Source organism: Candidatus Symbiopectobacterium sp. NZEC127 (genome assembly GCF_025962675.1).
Lineage (GTDB): Bacteria > Pseudomonadota > Gammaproteobacteria > Enterobacterales > Enterobacteriaceae > Symbiopectobacterium.
The window spans coordinates 1,590,032-1,607,418 of the sequence record NZ_JAGFPG010000001.1; the positions used below are offsets into that span (position 1 = coordinate 1,590,032).

Consider the following 17,387-nt stretch of genomic DNA (forward strand, 5'->3'; position numbering starts at 1 on the left):
CCCTTTCAACCCATGTTGCGTATGCCATCTGCCCAAGAACTTCAAACAGCCATCACCAACATGTCTATATGGCGTAAGGATGATCAGCGTGCTCCTCATAAGCCACTGTTACTGCTTTATGTGCTCTCGGCCTATCAGGATGGGCACCCCCGTTTGTTTCACTATGGCGATGAAATCCGCCCTTCTCTATTAGCCCTTTTAAATAGTTTTGGGCCACAGCGGCGCACCCATTACCCCGAAATGCCATTCTGGCGGCTTAAGGGAGATGGTTTTTGGCAGTTGCAGAATTACGAGCGCTGTTCACCACAGAAAGGGAGTAAACAGCCACCAAACCGCGAGCTGATTCAGCACGACGTTATGGGGGGATTTGATGAAGTCAGCTATCAGCTATTATGCAAACAGCCGCAACTTATCGATAAACTGGCTCAACAGATTTTAAGTGAGCACTTTCCTGAAAGCGTTCAAGAAGTGATTGCCAGCCGCCTGGAGCTGTCGCTAGATGATGTACGCAAGTCTCGCGATCCGCATTTCCGCCAAGCCGTGTTACGCGCATATCAGTACCGCTGCGCGGTCTGTGGCTATGATTTACGCCACGATACGACACTTGTCGGCCTAGAAGCAGCGCACATCAAATGGAAGCAATACGGTGGCCCTTGCACTGTAACCAACGGGCTGGCTTTATGCTCAGTACACCATTCAGCATTTGATATTGGTGTTATCGGCATTGATGATGGCATGAAACTGATGGTGTCTGGCGGTGTTAACGGCAGCAAGATCGTCGAACGGCTGTTCTGGGACTTTGAGGGAAAGCCGCTGTTTCTACCTAAAAAGCGGGAGTATTACCCGTTAGAGCAGTTCGTTGAATGGCATCGGGGGCAGGTATTTAAAGGTATCTGAGTTGTTTTAGACAAGGAAAAAAGCACTGGCAAACATAAATACTGCAGCATCAAACCAGTCAGTTTTTGGCTGCCCTAACATAAAAATATGATGTAGTATTCAGATTACCACTTATAAAAGTATGTTACCTAAAGCAAAACACCTATAATTTTTAACAAAAATCAAAGAGCTATGATGGCCGAAACTTCTCTCAGCAGTGATGTTCTCCGCGCTTGGCAGCGTATAGAATTTTTCCAGCCCTATACACTGGAAGAACGAAAGAATAGTTTGCAAATATCGTTTAACAAGCTTAGCCAGAATAAAGATGCGCAACTTCCTTGGCTTTGTGCTGAGCTATGTAAACAGCATGAAATCCCCCCCAAGGCATCATACTGCATCCACATCGGACTATTCGAGAAAGGAATAGCTAACGCTATTAGTCAGAAGGTGTTTGGGCCAGATACCGAGTATAATGCAGAAGAGCAAGAACAAAGGTTGGCTCAGGAAGGAACCACATGTTTTGCTAAACTCCAGTTGGACCCAGAAGGTGTACCTGTGCTGGATAAGTTATCTATAAGTTCGCTTCCATGGGCACTCGGACATTTGGAAAAAGAGCGCTTTCAATTAATTAATTCTGAGTTTTTTGCTGCGGGGTGCCAGCAACTCGCTAGTACGCTTAGAAACTTTGGCGCAACATTAAAACCAATCCGTGAGCATGGCCCCGGAGTATTACGGGCTGATGATATTTTAACGTTACTTACGACGCATTTGGTTGCGTGGGCAGACTTTGAACCCAAGTGGGAATTCGTTTTACAAATCGACTGGTATGAGGGAAAAGGTAACATCTCCGACGCGCTGCAGCAGGAAGAAGAGGATGAAGCGGAAGAAGACGTGAGTGAAGGTGATAAAAGCTTAGCACTACCAATCTTAAACAGCTTCTTCTTTGAAGACATTGAACTCGCCATCGCGGCCCTAAAACGAAATGATGAGTGTAAAGCACTAAGAACTTACCTTTCAGGCAATGCGCAGCGCAGTGCCGATTTGTACTCACAAAATGGCCTTGCCTCGATCATTGATCAATTGCAACCGGCGAACATGCCTCATGGTCGCTGGCCCTCCCCCCCTGAACATGCCATGTCATTAATGCAGCAGTTTGCGATTAACACCGCAATAGAGGAGCTTGCTGATGGCGGCTTGCTTTCTGTCAACGGCCCTCCTGGGACAGGGAAAACAACACTGCTACGTGACTTGATAGCACATAATGTGGTTGAAAGAGCAAAGAAGCTATCTCGCTTTAAAGACGTTGATAACACTCTGAATAGTGAAGGTTTTATTGTTCACGCACTCACCGGTTTTGAAATGGTTGTTGCCTCTTCGAATAACGCGGCAGTAGAAAATATATCGAAAGAGTTACCGCAAAAGAAATCTCTGGCCGAAGAATTTCGCTCGCTGAGCTATTTAGCGCCAACGGCAAACCAGATCGCGGCAAAGTATCGCAAAAAAAATGAACATAAAAAAATCAAAGAAGGACCACGAAAAGGAAATTTTCATCATCTTTTCCACCCCCTTAAGGATGAAGATCAATGCTGGGGAATCATCTCCGCTGTGCTCGGGAAAAAAGATAATCGAACTAAATTCACTCAGCGTTTGTTTTTTGATGAGCATTTTGAGCGCGATACTCCGTCTGAAATATCACATCCTAACAACGAGGATTTTCTCAGCCTATGGCGCTGGAAGCATTACCATGCTTCGATATCTTTTGCTGAAGCGAAAAAACAGTTCATTAACTGTGTCAAACAAACTGAAATCTTACAACAACACCTCATTACCTATGACGTTTTACTCAACAAACAACCTGACGATACTCTTGATACCTTATCTCTGACATTGGCTGAAATTACAAGGTGTCATAAGGAACGCCTACGCGAGTTAGCACTCACCGAAACACAGCAGTACGCGACGGATAAACAGGTTCAATACCTAGAACAGCAGCAAAAAGTCTTCGAAAGTAACAAACCGGGCTGGTTAACACGCTTAATAAACCGCCAACGCTCTATTGATTACCAGAATTCGCTACACGCAATACAACTTGAACTGTTAAAGCAGCGAGGGATACAGGCCGGGTATGCCCAGAAAGTAGCTGAACAGCTCAAGTGGTGTACTGACAGCGAGAAACAAAAACGAGGGATTGAGCAAGATATTGCCAATATGACCCAGCAACAGAAAAACGATCAGGAAATGTTGCTCTCATTGAAGGCACAATTTCCCGATATCATGCTACCAGTCCATACTCAGCCAATCGATGATGCAGGCTTGCAACGTACAGCATTCTGGCAGAACGAGCAGATAAACCGTCAACGTTCAGCATTATTTGTTGCCGCAATGGAACTGCATCAGGCCTGGCTTTACGAAGCATTGGGAATCAAGCGTTTTCGAAATAAAGTTTGTAGTATTAAGGATTTTCTGGCATCTCCCCATACAGAAACAACACCCATACTCTGGTGGCAAACACTATTTATGATAGTACCCGTCATTTCCACCACTTTTGCCTCAATTGGCCGCATGTTCCATGGCGTAAAAAACGAAGAACTCGGCTGGTTGATGATCGACGAAGCTGGTCAAGCACCACCACAGCAGGCAGTTGGTGCTATTTGGCGCGCTAAACGTGTTTTGGTGGTTGGCGATCCATTACAGATCGAACCTGTTTTCACTACTTCGCAACCGTTAGTTGAACGCCTTTGCCAAGATGTACTTCAGGAACATGCTAAGGATTGGAATCCGGGCATGCTTTCAGTACAACAAGTTGCCGATCGTGTTAATTCATGGGGGTGCGAGTTAGGCGTAATGAATAGGTCTGTATGGATAGGTATTCCTTTATGGGTACATCGACGCTGTATTGAGCCGATGTTCAGTCTGTCTAATAAGATGGCCTACGATAACAGGATGATCCATGGGTTTGATACTGACAAAATTATTAGCCAATCGATAAACAATGTCATTCGCAACCACTGGCTGGCTTCTACAGGTGGTCAAGGCGAAAAACAGTATCGTGATAGCCACGGGAATGATTTCCTTGTTCTTTTAGATCGCTTGCTGTCAGAGAACGTGCAGCTCAATTCTATCTATGTCATTACACCATTCAAAGCAGTTAAAACGGGTATTTTACAACTGGTCGAACAGCGGAGTATAAACGTTTGGAGACAGCATACTCCTCTGATAAAGCAGCAAGAAATCAATGATTGGAAGAGTAAATGTATCGGTACTGTCCATACATTTCAGGGTAAGGAAAACGATATTGTTATTTTTGTCCTAGGCTGCGACGAGAATAGTGACGGTGGTGCTAAATGGGCCGCAAGTAAGCCAAATCTGTTAAATGTGGCCCTTACTCGTGCTAAAAAAAATATCTTTGTAATTGGTAATCCAAACGTATGGCATGGATTACCTTGGTTTCAGGATGTGGCGAATCAACTACCAACCGAATACTAAGATACTGAGTAAATCTCATATCTAAGGACATATTCTTTAAACAGGAGGCCATATGAGGCTAGAGCTGGCAAAAAGTTTGGAGTTGAAAAGAGACATGACAGCAGTAGAGGCCGATAAATTATTTACGCAAGGCCTTGTCACATCCAAACACCTTTTTGAATGTCCAGAACCGAGTTGTCATGCCCAAGTTACATGCGCTAATCTTGATCGGCCTAAGAGGCTGCGTAAGCGTGACCCCTATTTCAAATTTGTCTCTGAACATACCCATGGATGCCCGCTGGAAGAACAAACTGACGATGAATTTCGCCGAGTACAGCACACGAAAGATGACCCCGAAGCCTTGCCCTTTATCCGTGATGATGTTGTTGAACTTGTTTTGTCTGCGCCCAATAAGCGCATTACACATGACCTTCCATCAACTGAGGATAACGAAGGCTCAATAAAACGTGGAAAGCGTATGGGAGTAAACGAAGATGAAGAAAATGAACAAAAACGACGCTCCCGAAAACGCTTGTCTGGATTAGCGGATGCCTTTATTGCCAAAGAAAATTTCTTCCTAGAAACAGCTGAAGGAAGAGTTCATTTAAGAGATTTTTTTATTCGAGTTGATGATAGAAAAGACCTTAGTGAACATCCGGATGAACCGAGGATTTATTTTGGAAAAGCGTGGATAAATAAAAAAGATGATTATTATTTAGTTCGTTTTGCAAACGAGATGAGATCTGGTGATGTAAAATGCAAACCAACTTTTTTCATTCCTGCTCGGCTCGTTGAACGCTCAGATTATCAAAGAACATCCAGAGGTGCTCTAGATAAAATAGCAATGAGTAATCCATCAAAGCCACTTTATTTATTCATTTTCAGCGAACTCCCACCGGTTAAAGATAACAATGCTAATTATATCAATTTTAAATTAGATGACCTTACGTATCTTTATTACCGCCTTTGGGGTAAAGGTAAACCTTGATGTACTTATTAGGATATACCCGAGATCATTTCAGATTATCAGTTGTTGACAACAATGCACTCTGAGAGTCGAAAAACGAAAAAAGTAGTGTGATAAGAGTCATTTCGAGAAAAATTACTGATGGGCATTTTTTAGCGAGGAGTTAATATAACTTGCCGTGCTAATTCTTACTCACCCCAGTTACTCGCTGCTCGAGGGCATCAGGTTATAGGAATTCGAGCTTACGGCATGGCGCTGAGCTGCTATAGATTGGCGCATCCAAATATGGATTGAGAGGAGCCACAATGTCAGAAGCAGTTGCCACTGAATCGCTACGACTCAACAATACAATAGCTAGAACTCTTGTACTCATGAAAGTAAAATAAGATACCTATCTTCATCCCGCCCTATCTGAATGGTAAAAAAATGTATTCAAATCATCAGCGTCACTATCTGGCACAGTGGTTAACGTTAAGCGGCAAAGCCGAGGACTCACTTACACAAACCATCGCCAGCGCGCGGGTTGATATGAATCCCCATCAGGTAGAAGCAGCAATGTTTGCCCTAGCATCTCCCTTGTCAAACGGTGTTATCTTGGCCGATGAAGTTGGGCTAGGTAAAACTATTGAGGCCAGTCTGATTCTGGCACAAAGGTGGGCTGAACAACGCCGTAAACTGCTGCTGATTGCTCCAGCGACGTTGCGCAAGCAGTGGAGCCAGGAGTTGGAAGAGAAATTCTCACTACCTTCACAAATTATTGAAGCCAAGAGCTTCAATCAAATGATAAAAGAGGGGTGCAGTAATCCCTTTGATATCGAAAATGCAACCGGTAAAGCGGCGATCTGTATTTGTTCATATGAGTTCGCAGCCCGTAAAGAACATGAGCTGGCACGTATTCCGTGGGATCTGGTCGTCATGGATGAAGCCCATAAACTGCGCAATATCTATAAGAGTGATGGCGCTAAAACGGCCAAAAAACTCAGTAGCGCACTGTCTGGCAGGAAAAAAATACTGCTTTCCGCTACGCCGCTACAGAACAGCATTCTAGAGCTTTACGGCCTGGTTTCCGTGGTTGACCCTCATTTCTTTGGCGATCTGGCCTCGTTTAAGGCCCGTTATTCCCGGCAGAATATTGACGATGCAGAGCTAGCATTATTAAGGGTTCGTCTGAATAAGATTTGTAATCGTACGCTCCGCCGACAGGTCCAGCAAGAAGGTGGTATCAGTTTTACCCGCCGTCATTCTATAACCGAAGACTTTCGCCCGACGGAGGATGAAGAAGCACTCTATAAACAGGTTTCCTCTTATTTGCAGCGGGACGACCTGTTGGCGATCAAAAGTGGCGCTCGCCATCTGGTTACATTAGTGATTCGTAAAATTCTGGCATCATCGTCCACGGCTATTCAGGGAACGCTAGAGACAATGATCCATCGCCTTGAAAATAAAATGCCGGTACTGGACGCGCTTACAGATTATGAGAATTTCGATGATTACAGTGATGAAGAAGGTATAGATGATGAAGATACCGTCGATCCCAGGGCATTACAGGCAGAAATTGATCAACTAAAAAGTTATAAAACATTAGCGGAATCTATCACTAAAAATGCCAAGGCTGAGGCTCTGTTAAGCGTTCTTAATCGAGCCTTTACATTTACAGTGGAACTGGGTGGGTTGCGTAAAGCGGTAATCTTTACCGAGTCCGTGCGCACTCAAACTTGGTTGGCGCAACTGCTGTCGAACAATGGCTATGAGGGAGAAGTAGTACTGCTCAACGGTAGCAATAATGATGTGGCGTCGAAAAAAATTTATAGCGACTGGCTGGAGAAACATCAGAACTCTGGCCGTGTTTCCGGTTCTCGCACGGCGGATATGAAGGCAGCGCTGGTAGAAAAATTTAGAGATGAAGGCACTCTGATGATTTGTACCGAGGCTGGTGCCGAAGGCATCAACCTACAGTTCTGTTCGCTGTTAATCAATTATGATTTACCGTGGAATCCGCAACGCGTGGAGCAACGAATCGGACGCGTTCACCGTTACGGACAAAAACACGATGTTGTAGTGGTCAATTTCATTAATAAAGGCAACCGGGCCGATCAGCGTGTATTTGAATTATTGAGCCAGAAGTTCCAGCTTTTTGAAGGCGTATTTGGCGCATCCGATGATATCCTGGGCTCGATTGAATCGGGCGTTGATATTGAACGGCGTATCCATGAGATTTACCAGCACTGCCGCTCCGACGAGCAAATAGAACAAGAATTTAATCAGCTTCAAGATGAACTCAAAGATCAACTGGAAAACCGTGAGAATGAAACCCGGCGTTCATTATTTGAACATTTCGATGTTGATGTCGTCCGAAATCTGAAAACTCGGCGCACAACGACCCTCGCACAGTTAAACGATTACCAGGAAAATCTGTTGCTACTGGCGGAAATGTTTCTGAGTGACAATAGCGATTTCCAACGCTCTGAGACTGGTTTTCGTTCCTCGGGAAAGTATTTTGACGTTAGCTGGCCTATTGCAGATGAAAAAGACGCAGAATTTTTCCGACCCAATCAGGGATACGGAAAACAACTGATTGATGTTGCCCTGCATGCGGGGGAGAAGCTTCCCACATTGCCGGTTTGCCAGAGACTCAATTTCATCTACCAACCCAGGGCCGGACAATTGGCTGATGTAAAACTACTTTGCCAACAATCGGGGCAGTTGTTGCTGACAAAAATCAGCATCGGGAACCAAGAACAACAGCGAGAGCAGCTACTTGTCGCTGCCGTAACGGAAAATGGTGAGGTAGTGGCAGAAGAAACCGTATCCCGCCTGCTTCGCTTACCGTTGTCAGAGATAACATCTATCGAAGAACAGCCTTTCTTACCCACTTTAACGGCACAATGTGAGGTTTTACGGAATTCTTTTATCCAGCAGGTCGAACGTGATAACGAACTTTATTACAATGAAGAAGTAGAAAAACTTGAACGCTGGTCAGAAGATCGTCGCATCGCGCTGGACCTCCGTATCAAACAGTTAGATGCGGAAATTAAAGAAGCGCGTAAAACCGCCCGCCAACTACCTTCGCTGAAAGAGAAAATGGAAGCGAAACGCTCGCTAAAGGCACTAGAACGCGAGAGGGACAACATCATGTTGCAGTATCATGATGAAAAGAAAAAAATTGAGCAGGAAGAAGACCGCCTGCTGGAAGAGGTTGAACAAAAGCTGGCGACAGAGATAACATCCAGCCAATTATTTGCGGTGAGCTGGACGTTGAATTCACCTTCCGCATGAAGTGTTGTTGTTTCAGGAGTCAATAATGGCTAACGGTAAAGTATTAAGACAGCTGATAAAAGCGGGCGCGACAGGCGATATCGCTACGTTCCGTCGCGTTTCAGAAGCCATTATTGATGAGGAACGTCAGAAACAGCACCATCTTTTGGCTAACGATCTGGAGCATATTCTTTATGGCGATCATATTGTTCAGGCTTCGCGTTCACCTACGTTGCCTCCGGCACCAGTAGATAAAGAAAGGGGGCTGCCACTGTTGGATCTAAGGCAGCCGCAGCGCAGCCTCGATGAAATGATCCTTCCAGCTACCAGCGCTACAGTGATTGATGAGCTCCTTGAGGAGCACCGGCGTAGCGATGTATTGCATAGCTATGGGATGAAAGCAGCCAGTAAGATCATGTTTTTCGGGCCACCTGGCTGCGGTAAAACGCTGGCGGCGGAGGTCATTGCCTTTGAGCTGGACATGCCGTTGGCAATTGTCCGCCTTGATGTACTGGTATCCTCGTTTCTGGGTGAAACAGCCGCCAATCTGCGTAAAATTTTTGATTTCATTGCCCAACATCCGCTGGTGGTCTTGTTCGATGAATTTGATGCAATAGGTAAAGAACGCGGTGACAGCGGAGAACACGGCGAATTACGCCGAGTCGTCAATGCTGTACTGCAAATGATGGATGCTTATCAGGGCAAAAGTCTGATTCTGGCGGCCACTAACCATGAACATATTCTGGACAACGCCATCTGGCGTCGTTTCGATGAGGTTATTGAATTTCCTCTGCCAGATCAGACGCAGCTACGCGAGTTGCTGGCGTTAAAGCTTCGTGGCATTCGCCGCCAGTTTGAACTGGACGATAATGAGTTGTTATCCTTGCTTCATGGTAAAAGTGGTGCAGATATCGAACGTATTGTTCGCCGGGCCACTAAACACATGATCCTCCGTCATCAGGAATTCTTGACGCTGAAAGATTTAAAAAATGCGATGCAGCGAGAGAACGCCAGAACTCACCGATAAGGGACTGCCATGACGGCGAATTATCAGCATCTAAAAATTTCCAAAGCGCCTCTTCAGAATGACCGACGGACCCACAGAGTCAATATGCCTCGTATTCGCAGAGGCGATTTACGCCAGCATGGGCAAATGTTATTGAACCAGCTCCAGACTCTGCGTCCGATGCTGACGCAGGTACCAGGCAGCGCCGATGATGGTCGATATATACTCAAACTGAACTACAGCGGCACGATGAATTTTTCGGCATTGATACACCATGGCGTAGAGTTTATCAGTCAGGAAAATAAACAAGTATGCGTAGTCTTTAGTGACGAGCAAGGGCTTGCTACATTTGCAGAACATCTGGCATCCCTCGGTCTAGGTAATACAGAACTAACCTACAAACAGATTCTGGAGGCGCTTGACGGTATTGAGGGCTGGTCGGCGGAAGATCGCAAAAGCTGGGCGCTCCGGCGTTATGGATTTCCTGTAGTGGAACGCTTTAAACTGGATGTGGAGCTCTGGCCCATCGAAGTTGCGCATCACCCCAAACGTATCGATATGTATACACGTTTTGAGCACTGGTTACAGGAGCAGGGTATTTCCAGGCAGGATAAAGTCAATCTGGACAGCCTGTTAATGTACCGGGTAGAGGTTTCACTCGCGCAAGCAGAACACCTGTTAGTTCATCGGGACGTCAGATTTATTGATTTGCCACCGTCTAGTGGCATTAGCTATCAACAAATTAACCGGGACATCAATACACTTCCAGCTCGTCTGAGCTCGCCTGCGGAAAATGCGACCAGGATATGTATTCTGGATAGCGGTATTAATACCAACCATCCGTTGTTGAGTGTTGCCATTGCTGAAAGCGCCAGCTTTATTCCCAGTCAGGATGCGTTCGATGAACAGGGGCACGGCACTGCCGTTGCCAGTATTGCATTGTATGGCGATGTCGAGGCTTGTAACCAAAGCAACTTCTGGCAGCCACAGCTATGGCTGTATAATGGAAAAGTCCTGAACGAGCAGGCCGAATTCAATGCTGAAACTATTGAAACTACGCTTGCATCCGCTGTTGCATACTTTGCAGATCTCGGCTGCCGCATTTTCAACCTGTCATTGGGAAACGCTAATGCTCCCTACGATGGCAAACATATTCGCGGTATAGCGTATTTATTGGATACGTTGTCCAGGCAATATAATGTACTCTTTGTTGTTTCTGCAGGGAATTTTGCAGGTAGTGATGAACCGCCGGTGCCGCAAAACAGCTGGCGGGATGAGTATCCTGATTACCTATTGCATGAGGCAAGCGTTATCATCGATCCAGCACCTGCACTCAATGTACTGACCGTGGGAAGTATCGCCAGACATAACGCTACGCAAGATGCACAACGGAGGCCTGAGGATATTCAACACCTCTGCCCGGCAACAGAAAACCAACCGTCACCTTTTACCCGACATGGTCCATCGGTGAAAGGGGCGTTTAAACCCGACATCGTGGCACATGGTGGCAGTGTCGCTTCCAATGTGCGGCAAGGGCAATGGCAGGCGCATATGCGTGGTTTGGGAGTATTAAGTTGCCATCACCAGCTTCAGGGCACAACCCTGTTTAAAGAGCTAAGTGGTACCAGCTTCGCCGCACCGTATATTACGCATCTGGCAGGACGCCTGTTAAATGAATACCCGGATATGTCCGCAAATATGTTACGTGCAATGCTGGTTAACCATGCATCGGTCCCTCAGGCGATGACGGAGGCTTTCCCGCTGGCAATGCGAGAAAGTTATAAAAACACCTCTGCTACGAGGAATCGGGAGATAGCGCGTGATGTAGCGGGTTACGGCATTATTGACGAGGATGCGTTATACCGCTCTTCAGAATATGTGGTGGTCATGCGATGTGAAGAGCAAATTGAAAATAACGCCCATCAATTTTTTGAGTTGCCCTTCCCTGCTTCTTTTTTAAGACCGCAGCGGGCTACTCGTGAGATTCGCGCTACGCTGGCTTATTCACCCGCTGTGCGTACAACCCGGCTGGACTACACTGCCACGCGAATCAGTTTCCGATTGGTTAAAGGCCGTTCGCTCGATGAGGTGCAGGAAAGTTTTAATCACCAGACGCAAAGTGAAACGGAAACCCGCTCCGATGATGCAACGGGTAATCGTGATATATCATCTCAACAGCGTGAACGCGGTACGGTACAATCGTCGGTATGGACTTTCCGCCAACGTAACCCGGATGAAAAATGGTTTATCGTTGTAACCCGTCAAGACAGAGATTGGGGCGAAGCATTCAGCAGCGAGCAAGAGCCTTACGCACTGGTCGTGACCGCGACCGATCGCGATAATGAACAGGCACAGCTTTATACACAAATTCAGGCGCAGATCCGTGAACAGGAACTCGCGCGAGCACGTATTGGATAAAAACAGATTATGTCAACAAAGCAAAAATTAGAACTTAACTGGATTGGTAAACATAAGCGTCCTCGTCTGGAACCGCGTATTCTACTTGAAGACAAAGCGCTGTCTTATGGTGACGTGGATAGTGAGAACCTGCTGATTCATGGTGATAACCTGTTGGCATTGAAAGCGCTGGAGCAGAAGTACGCGGGGAAAGTAAAGTGTATCTTTATCGACCCACCGTACAATACAGGAAGTGCATTTAAGTATTATGAGGATGGATTAGAACATTCTGTATGGCTATGTCTGATCAGAGATCGGCTGGAAATATTGCGCACATTACTATCTGAAGATGGTTCAATTTGGATCACAATAGATGACAATGAAGCGCATTACCTGAAAATTGTATGCGACGAAATATTCGGAAGAAATAACTTTCAATGTGATATTGCTTGGGAAAAAAGATATTCGCCACCACCCGACACAAAAGGGTTTGGTTACGTGCATGACCATATTCTTTGTTATAGTAAATCAAACAATTTCCAAAGAAATTACTTGCCTATGACGGAGGATCAAACAGGTCGATACAAGAATCCAGATAATGATCTGAGAGGTCCATGGAAAGCAATGGACTATACATGTAGATACTCAGCTGACGAACGCCCAAATCTTTATTATCCAATAATAAACCCCAACACTGGTGAAGAGGTCTGGCCTAATAAAACTCGAGTCTGGGCAATGTCAAAAGAAGTGAATGCTCAGCATGTGAAGGAAAATAGATTATGGTGGGGAAAAAGCGGTAAGAATAAAGTTCCTGCACTTAAGAATTTTTTTTCTGATGTCAATCAGGGCATGATGCCAATGTCACTATGGAAGCATACTCTGGCAGGGCACACTCAAGAAGCAATGAAAGAAATGTTGGCTCTGTTTGGCAACGATCCATTTACAACACCGAAACCAGAACGGCTATTACAGATAGTACTTACAATCGCTACAAATAAAGGGGATCTTGTCCTCGACTCCTTCGCAGGATCCGGGACAACTGGTGCAGTCGCTCACAAAATGGATCGCCGATGGATCATGGTTGAGCTAGGCGAACACTGTAATACCCATATTGTACCTCGCCTTAAAAAAGTAATTAGTGGAGAAGATCTGGGCGGTATTTCTAAATCTGTTAACTGGCAAGGTGGTGGCGGATTCCGCTACTTCCATTTAGCCCCTTCATTACTGAAAAAAGATAACTGGGGCAACTGGGTGATAAATAAGGAATATAATGCCGAAATGCTGGCAGAAGCCATGTGTAAGCATATGAATTTTATCTACGCACCAAGTCAGACTCAATACTGGAATCACGGTTACAGTACCGAAACTGATTACATCTACATCACTACCGGTTCTTTGGCGTATGAACAACTCAAAGTTCTAAGTGAAGAGGTGGGAACTGAACGTACATTGTTGATCTGCTGCAAAGCCTTCATGACCGAAGGTGCAGAATTCCCTAACCTGACGCTGGTAAAAATTCCACGTGCCATTCTAAGCAAATGCGAATGGGATCAGGACGACTACAGCTTTACGCTAAACATTCTTTCTGATTCAGGGCAGCCTAACGATATTGACTACGACGAAGAGACAGAAGGCGAAGAACAACTATGAGCCAGAATAACGCCGTTAAAATTGCCAATCGAATTAGTGCCAGGCTGTCACTGCGTGATCCGCAGGAAGAATCCTTACGTATTTTGTGTGATGTATTGGATCAGATGGGGCTCAGCAAAGATCCTGATCTTAATCGCTGGATTGAATTGCTGCGTCAGCAGTATCCCACAGTAAAAGGGTTTGAACGTGCCTTTCCTTCGCTCTGCTTTGCGCTGGCTACAGGTGTAGGCAAAACGCGCTTAATGGGGGCGATGATTGCTTGGTTATACTTAACCGGACGCAGCCGCCACTTCTTCGTGCTGGCTCCAAATCTGACCATCTATGAAAAACTCAAGATGGATTTTTTACCCGGTTCACCAAAATATGTCTTTCAGGGCATTCCTGAACTGGCACAAACGCCACCGGTACTAATCACCGGTGATGACTATCAGGAAGGGCGAGGTGTCCGTCTGGATTATGCGGTAGCCGAAAGCAAAACAGGTGATCTTTTTGGCAGCGAAACTGCTCCGCATATTAATATCTTCAACATCTCAAAAATCAACGCACTGGATAACGCCAAAGGGGCTGCTAAATCCAAAGTCGCTAAAATCCGACGCATCCAAGAGTATGTAGGTGAATCTTATTTCAGCTATCTGGCGAACCTGCCGGATTTAGTCGTTTTGATGGATGAAGCTCATCGCTACTATGCCAGTGCGGGCGCTCAGGCGCTTAATGACCTGAATCCAATACTAGGTATTGAATTAACCGCCACGCCCAAAACGGTGGGTGCAAACCCGCGTGATTTTAAAAATATCATTTATCACTATCCCCTTTCACAAGCATTAAAAGACGGATACGTCAAAATTCCAGCTGTTGCAACGCGCAAAGACTTTCGTGTCGCAAATTACTCCGAAGAACAGCTAGAAAAAATAAAGCTGGAAGACGGTATTCACCACCATGAATACGTGAAAACGGAACTGACCAGCTTCGCCAATAATACTGGCAGTAAACTGGTTAAACCTTTTATGTTAGTCGTTGCGCAGGATACCGATCATGCAGACAGGCTAAAAGTACGCATTGAACACGACGATTTCTTCAATGGCGCATACAAAGGCAAAGTAATCACCGTTCACTCGAACCAAACGGGTGAAGAATCAGAAGAAACTATGCAGCGGCTTTTGGCCGTTGAGCATGACAAAGACACTGAAATTGTTATTCATGTCAATAAGTTAAAAGAAGGATGGGACGTTACCAATCTGTACACTATCGTTCCATTACGCGCTTCTGCTTCTGAAATCCTTACCGAACAGACCATAGGCCGAGGGCTACGCCTACCGTACGGCAAAAGAACTGGCGTCGAAGCTGTCGATCGCCTGACGATTATTGCCCATGACCGTTTTCAGGAGATTATCGATCGCGCCAATAATGATGACTCGATTATCAAGAAAGTTCTTTATATTGGATTAGATGATGATGAAAACGGTATTCCAGAAGTAAAATCTCAGCAAATTGTCGTACCATCAATGGCCGAATTTCTGTTGGGAAATCAAGTCATTGATAACAGTGGTTTGCATGCTTGTGAACCTAAAGCAATATATCAGACGAATTCCATATCAAAACCGGTGCTCACTACAGAAACAGAACGTAAAGTGGCCGAACTCACGTTTAAAGTGGTGTCAGAAGAAGCTAAACGGTTAACCAGTAGTCAGCAACTCAGCACACCAGAGGTTAAAGCAAACGTAACTCGGCGGGTTCAACAAGCCTTACGTGAATGGGAAGTGGCTCAACATCAAATCTCATCCTCTTCGGAACAACTCGATCTGACGGAGATGATTGAAGAACAAGTTGGGCAGCCGAGTTTTTTATCAATGGAAGACACTGAAGTTCAGGATTTGGTAGGGACGATTACCGAAAAACTGATGGAATATACTATCGATATTCCCCGAATCGTGGTTTTACCAGAACGCGAAGTCAATTACGGGTTTAATGATTTCAACCTTTCAAGGTTGGATCACATTGCGCTCAAACCCGGTAGTAAAGAGCTCTTACTCACGCATCTTGAAAATAACGAACAGCGGACAATCAGTTGGCAGGAAGGTGGAGAAGAGGAAGAACGACTCGAAAACTATCTCATTCGCTATCTGCTCGACCACGATGAAATTGATTACGACGAACATGCCGACATGCTCTACAAACTGGCCGAACAGATGGTGAACCATTTGTGCAGTTATCAGCCGCAGGAAGATGCAGAATCTGTTCTGAAAAATGCGGGTCGGCAGCTGGCAGAATTTATATGGGTGCAAATCAAACAAAATATGTGGACAACGCCAACGGGTTATACCGGTCGCATAACTCAGGGTTTTGATGTAATACATCCAGCCACGTTCAATTTTGCTGGTAATGAGAAACCGAGGGATTTCCGTGTCGCGATTCCCGCAGGAGAGAAAAATAAAGTCCGCCAGATGATTTTCACTGGTTTTACTAAATGCTGTTACCCTTATCAAAAATTTGACTCTGTAGATGGGGAACTTCGTCTCGCACAAATACTTGAGAATGATCCTTTAGTGATTCGTTGGATGAAACCTCGTCCAGGCCAGTTCCGCATCGAATATGCTAATGGTAAAAACTATGAACCTGATTTTGTTGTCGAAATGGACAATGGCTATTGCCTAATCGAACCGAAAAAAGCGACAGAAATCGACACACCAGAAGTCAGGGCTAAAACACGAGCGGCTATCCGGTGGTGTGAGTTCGCTAATCAGAACGCTGAAAATCGTGGTGGAAAAAATTGGCAGTATGCAATAATTCCTCATGATGAAATAGAACTTAGTCGTTCAGTATCTGGTTTACTATCAGATTTCATCATGGCAAATAGTCAATAAAATTATAATTTACGCTTATCTAAATAATTACCCAAAAGTTATCTAAAATATCTTTTGGGTATATTTATTTACGGATGAAAATATCGCAATTAACATCTAAATTTATATACATAAATTTAGTTTACTAACCAGCGGAACTAACGTTTAAAAAAAGGTACTGAATATCTACTTTTAATAACCCCAGAACATAGATATCCAGTAATGCTGGATATCTATGTTCTGGGGCCTGATGTGGAATTGCTATTTTTTTTGAATAGCTTGGAGTAAAGCATCACCACCTACTACTATCGCCAATGTCTGCGCAAAGGGAACAGCACGTTTCATAATGCGCTTAACCTCATGGGCTGGTACAGCAGAAGTCAGGCGGTGATAATCGTTCAGAAGCTGATAACGCATACTACCATGGTCGTATTTTTCAGGTTCTTGTTCATCAATGCATTCACCCGTCGCCACGCCGTAGCCGACAATACCTTTTCGGGATTCATACAAAAAAACAACATCCCCCTTTCGAATCCGGTTAATCTTACCGATATAGTCATCCTCAAAAGCAGCAGCTATGCCTTTTCCCATCATGAAATCATGATCGCTTTCACTGTTAGACTTGTTAGTATTCAAAATAAAATATTGTTTCCTACTGCCCTGATCCAAGCCGTTTTCAGAACCATCAAACTCACTTATATCCGACTCTTGTAACCTCTTCCAATCAGGGATCGCATGTAACTTAATAAGTTGGTGAATAACCTCTTGGCGAGAAGTCCCTACATACTCAGCAATCCGCTGGAGGGTGTCATTTTCTATCTGGCTGATACGCACTGTCACAGCAACAGTGCTGCTGTCCTCTGCTTGCAGACTAGCTTTTAAAGCATCAATAAAATTAGCCATTCTTAATCCCCTGTTTATCTGTTCAAAG

9 protein-coding genes are annotated in these 17,387 nt (G+C 45.0%); 8 read left to right on the top strand and 1 reads right to left on the bottom strand.

From position 1 onward, the window contains the following. Positions 1-21: 21 nt before the first annotated feature. From J5069_RS07340 to J5069_RS07375, 8 genes are all read left to right on the top strand, one after another. Positions 22-897 carry a phosphorothioated DNA-binding restriction endonuclease gene (locus J5069_RS07340; protein ID WP_264643199.1) on the top strand — a complete coding sequence of 292 codons (876 nt, stop codon included), beginning with the start codon at positions 22-24 and terminating at the stop codon, positions 895-897. 174 nt (positions 898-1,071) lie between these two features. Continuing rightward, a complete protein-coding gene (locus J5069_RS07345; RefSeq protein ID WP_319801670.1) occupies positions 1,072-4,362 on the top strand; it encodes an ATP-binding protein in 3,291 nt (1,096 codons plus the stop codon). A gap of 52 nt (positions 4,363-4,414) precedes the next feature. Continuing rightward, on the top strand, positions 4,415-5,329 hold the full coding sequence (locus tag J5069_RS07350; protein ID WP_264643201.1) for a hypothetical protein: 915 nt from the start codon (positions 4,415-4,417) through the stop codon (positions 5,327-5,329). Between the two features lie 405 nt (positions 5,330-5,734). Beyond that, the gene (locus tag J5069_RS07355) at positions 5,735-8,584 is read left to right on the top strand and encodes an SNF2-related protein (protein WP_264643202.1); all 2,850 of its coding nucleotides are present in this window, start codon (positions 5,735-5,737) and stop codon (positions 8,582-8,584) included. Positions 8,585-8,609: 25 nt separating this feature from the next. Beyond that, complete coding sequence (locus J5069_RS07360; protein ID WP_264643203.1) at positions 8,610-9,590, top strand: AAA family ATPase; 981 nt, start codon at positions 8,610-8,612, stop codon at positions 9,588-9,590. A gap of 9 nt (positions 9,591-9,599) precedes the next feature. Further along, positions 9,600-11,987 (top strand): S8 family peptidase, encoded by a 2,388-nt coding sequence (locus J5069_RS07365; protein ID WP_264643204.1) that lies wholly within the window; start codon positions 9,600-9,602, stop codon positions 11,985-11,987. Positions 11,988-11,996: 9 nt separating this feature from the next. Next, the gene (locus J5069_RS07370) at positions 11,997-13,616 is read left to right on the top strand and encodes a site-specific DNA-methyltransferase (RefSeq protein ID WP_264643205.1); all 1,620 of its coding nucleotides are present in this window, start codon (positions 11,997-11,999) and stop codon (positions 13,614-13,616) included. After that, positions 13,613-16,477 carry a DEAD/DEAH box helicase gene (locus J5069_RS07375; RefSeq protein WP_264643206.1) on the top strand — a complete coding sequence of 955 codons (2,865 nt, stop codon included), beginning with the start codon at positions 13,613-13,615 and terminating at the stop codon, positions 16,475-16,477. The genes J5069_RS07370 and J5069_RS07375 overlap by 4 nt, the downstream gene beginning before the upstream one ends. Positions 16,478-16,717: 240 nt before the next feature. Here the strand turns inward: J5069_RS07375 and J5069_RS07380 are convergent, their stop codons facing one another. Then, entirely contained in the window at positions 16,718-17,359 is a 642-nt protein-coding gene (locus J5069_RS07380) for a hypothetical protein (protein ID WP_264643207.1), read from the bottom strand. Positions 17,360-17,387 lie beyond the last annotated feature (28 nt).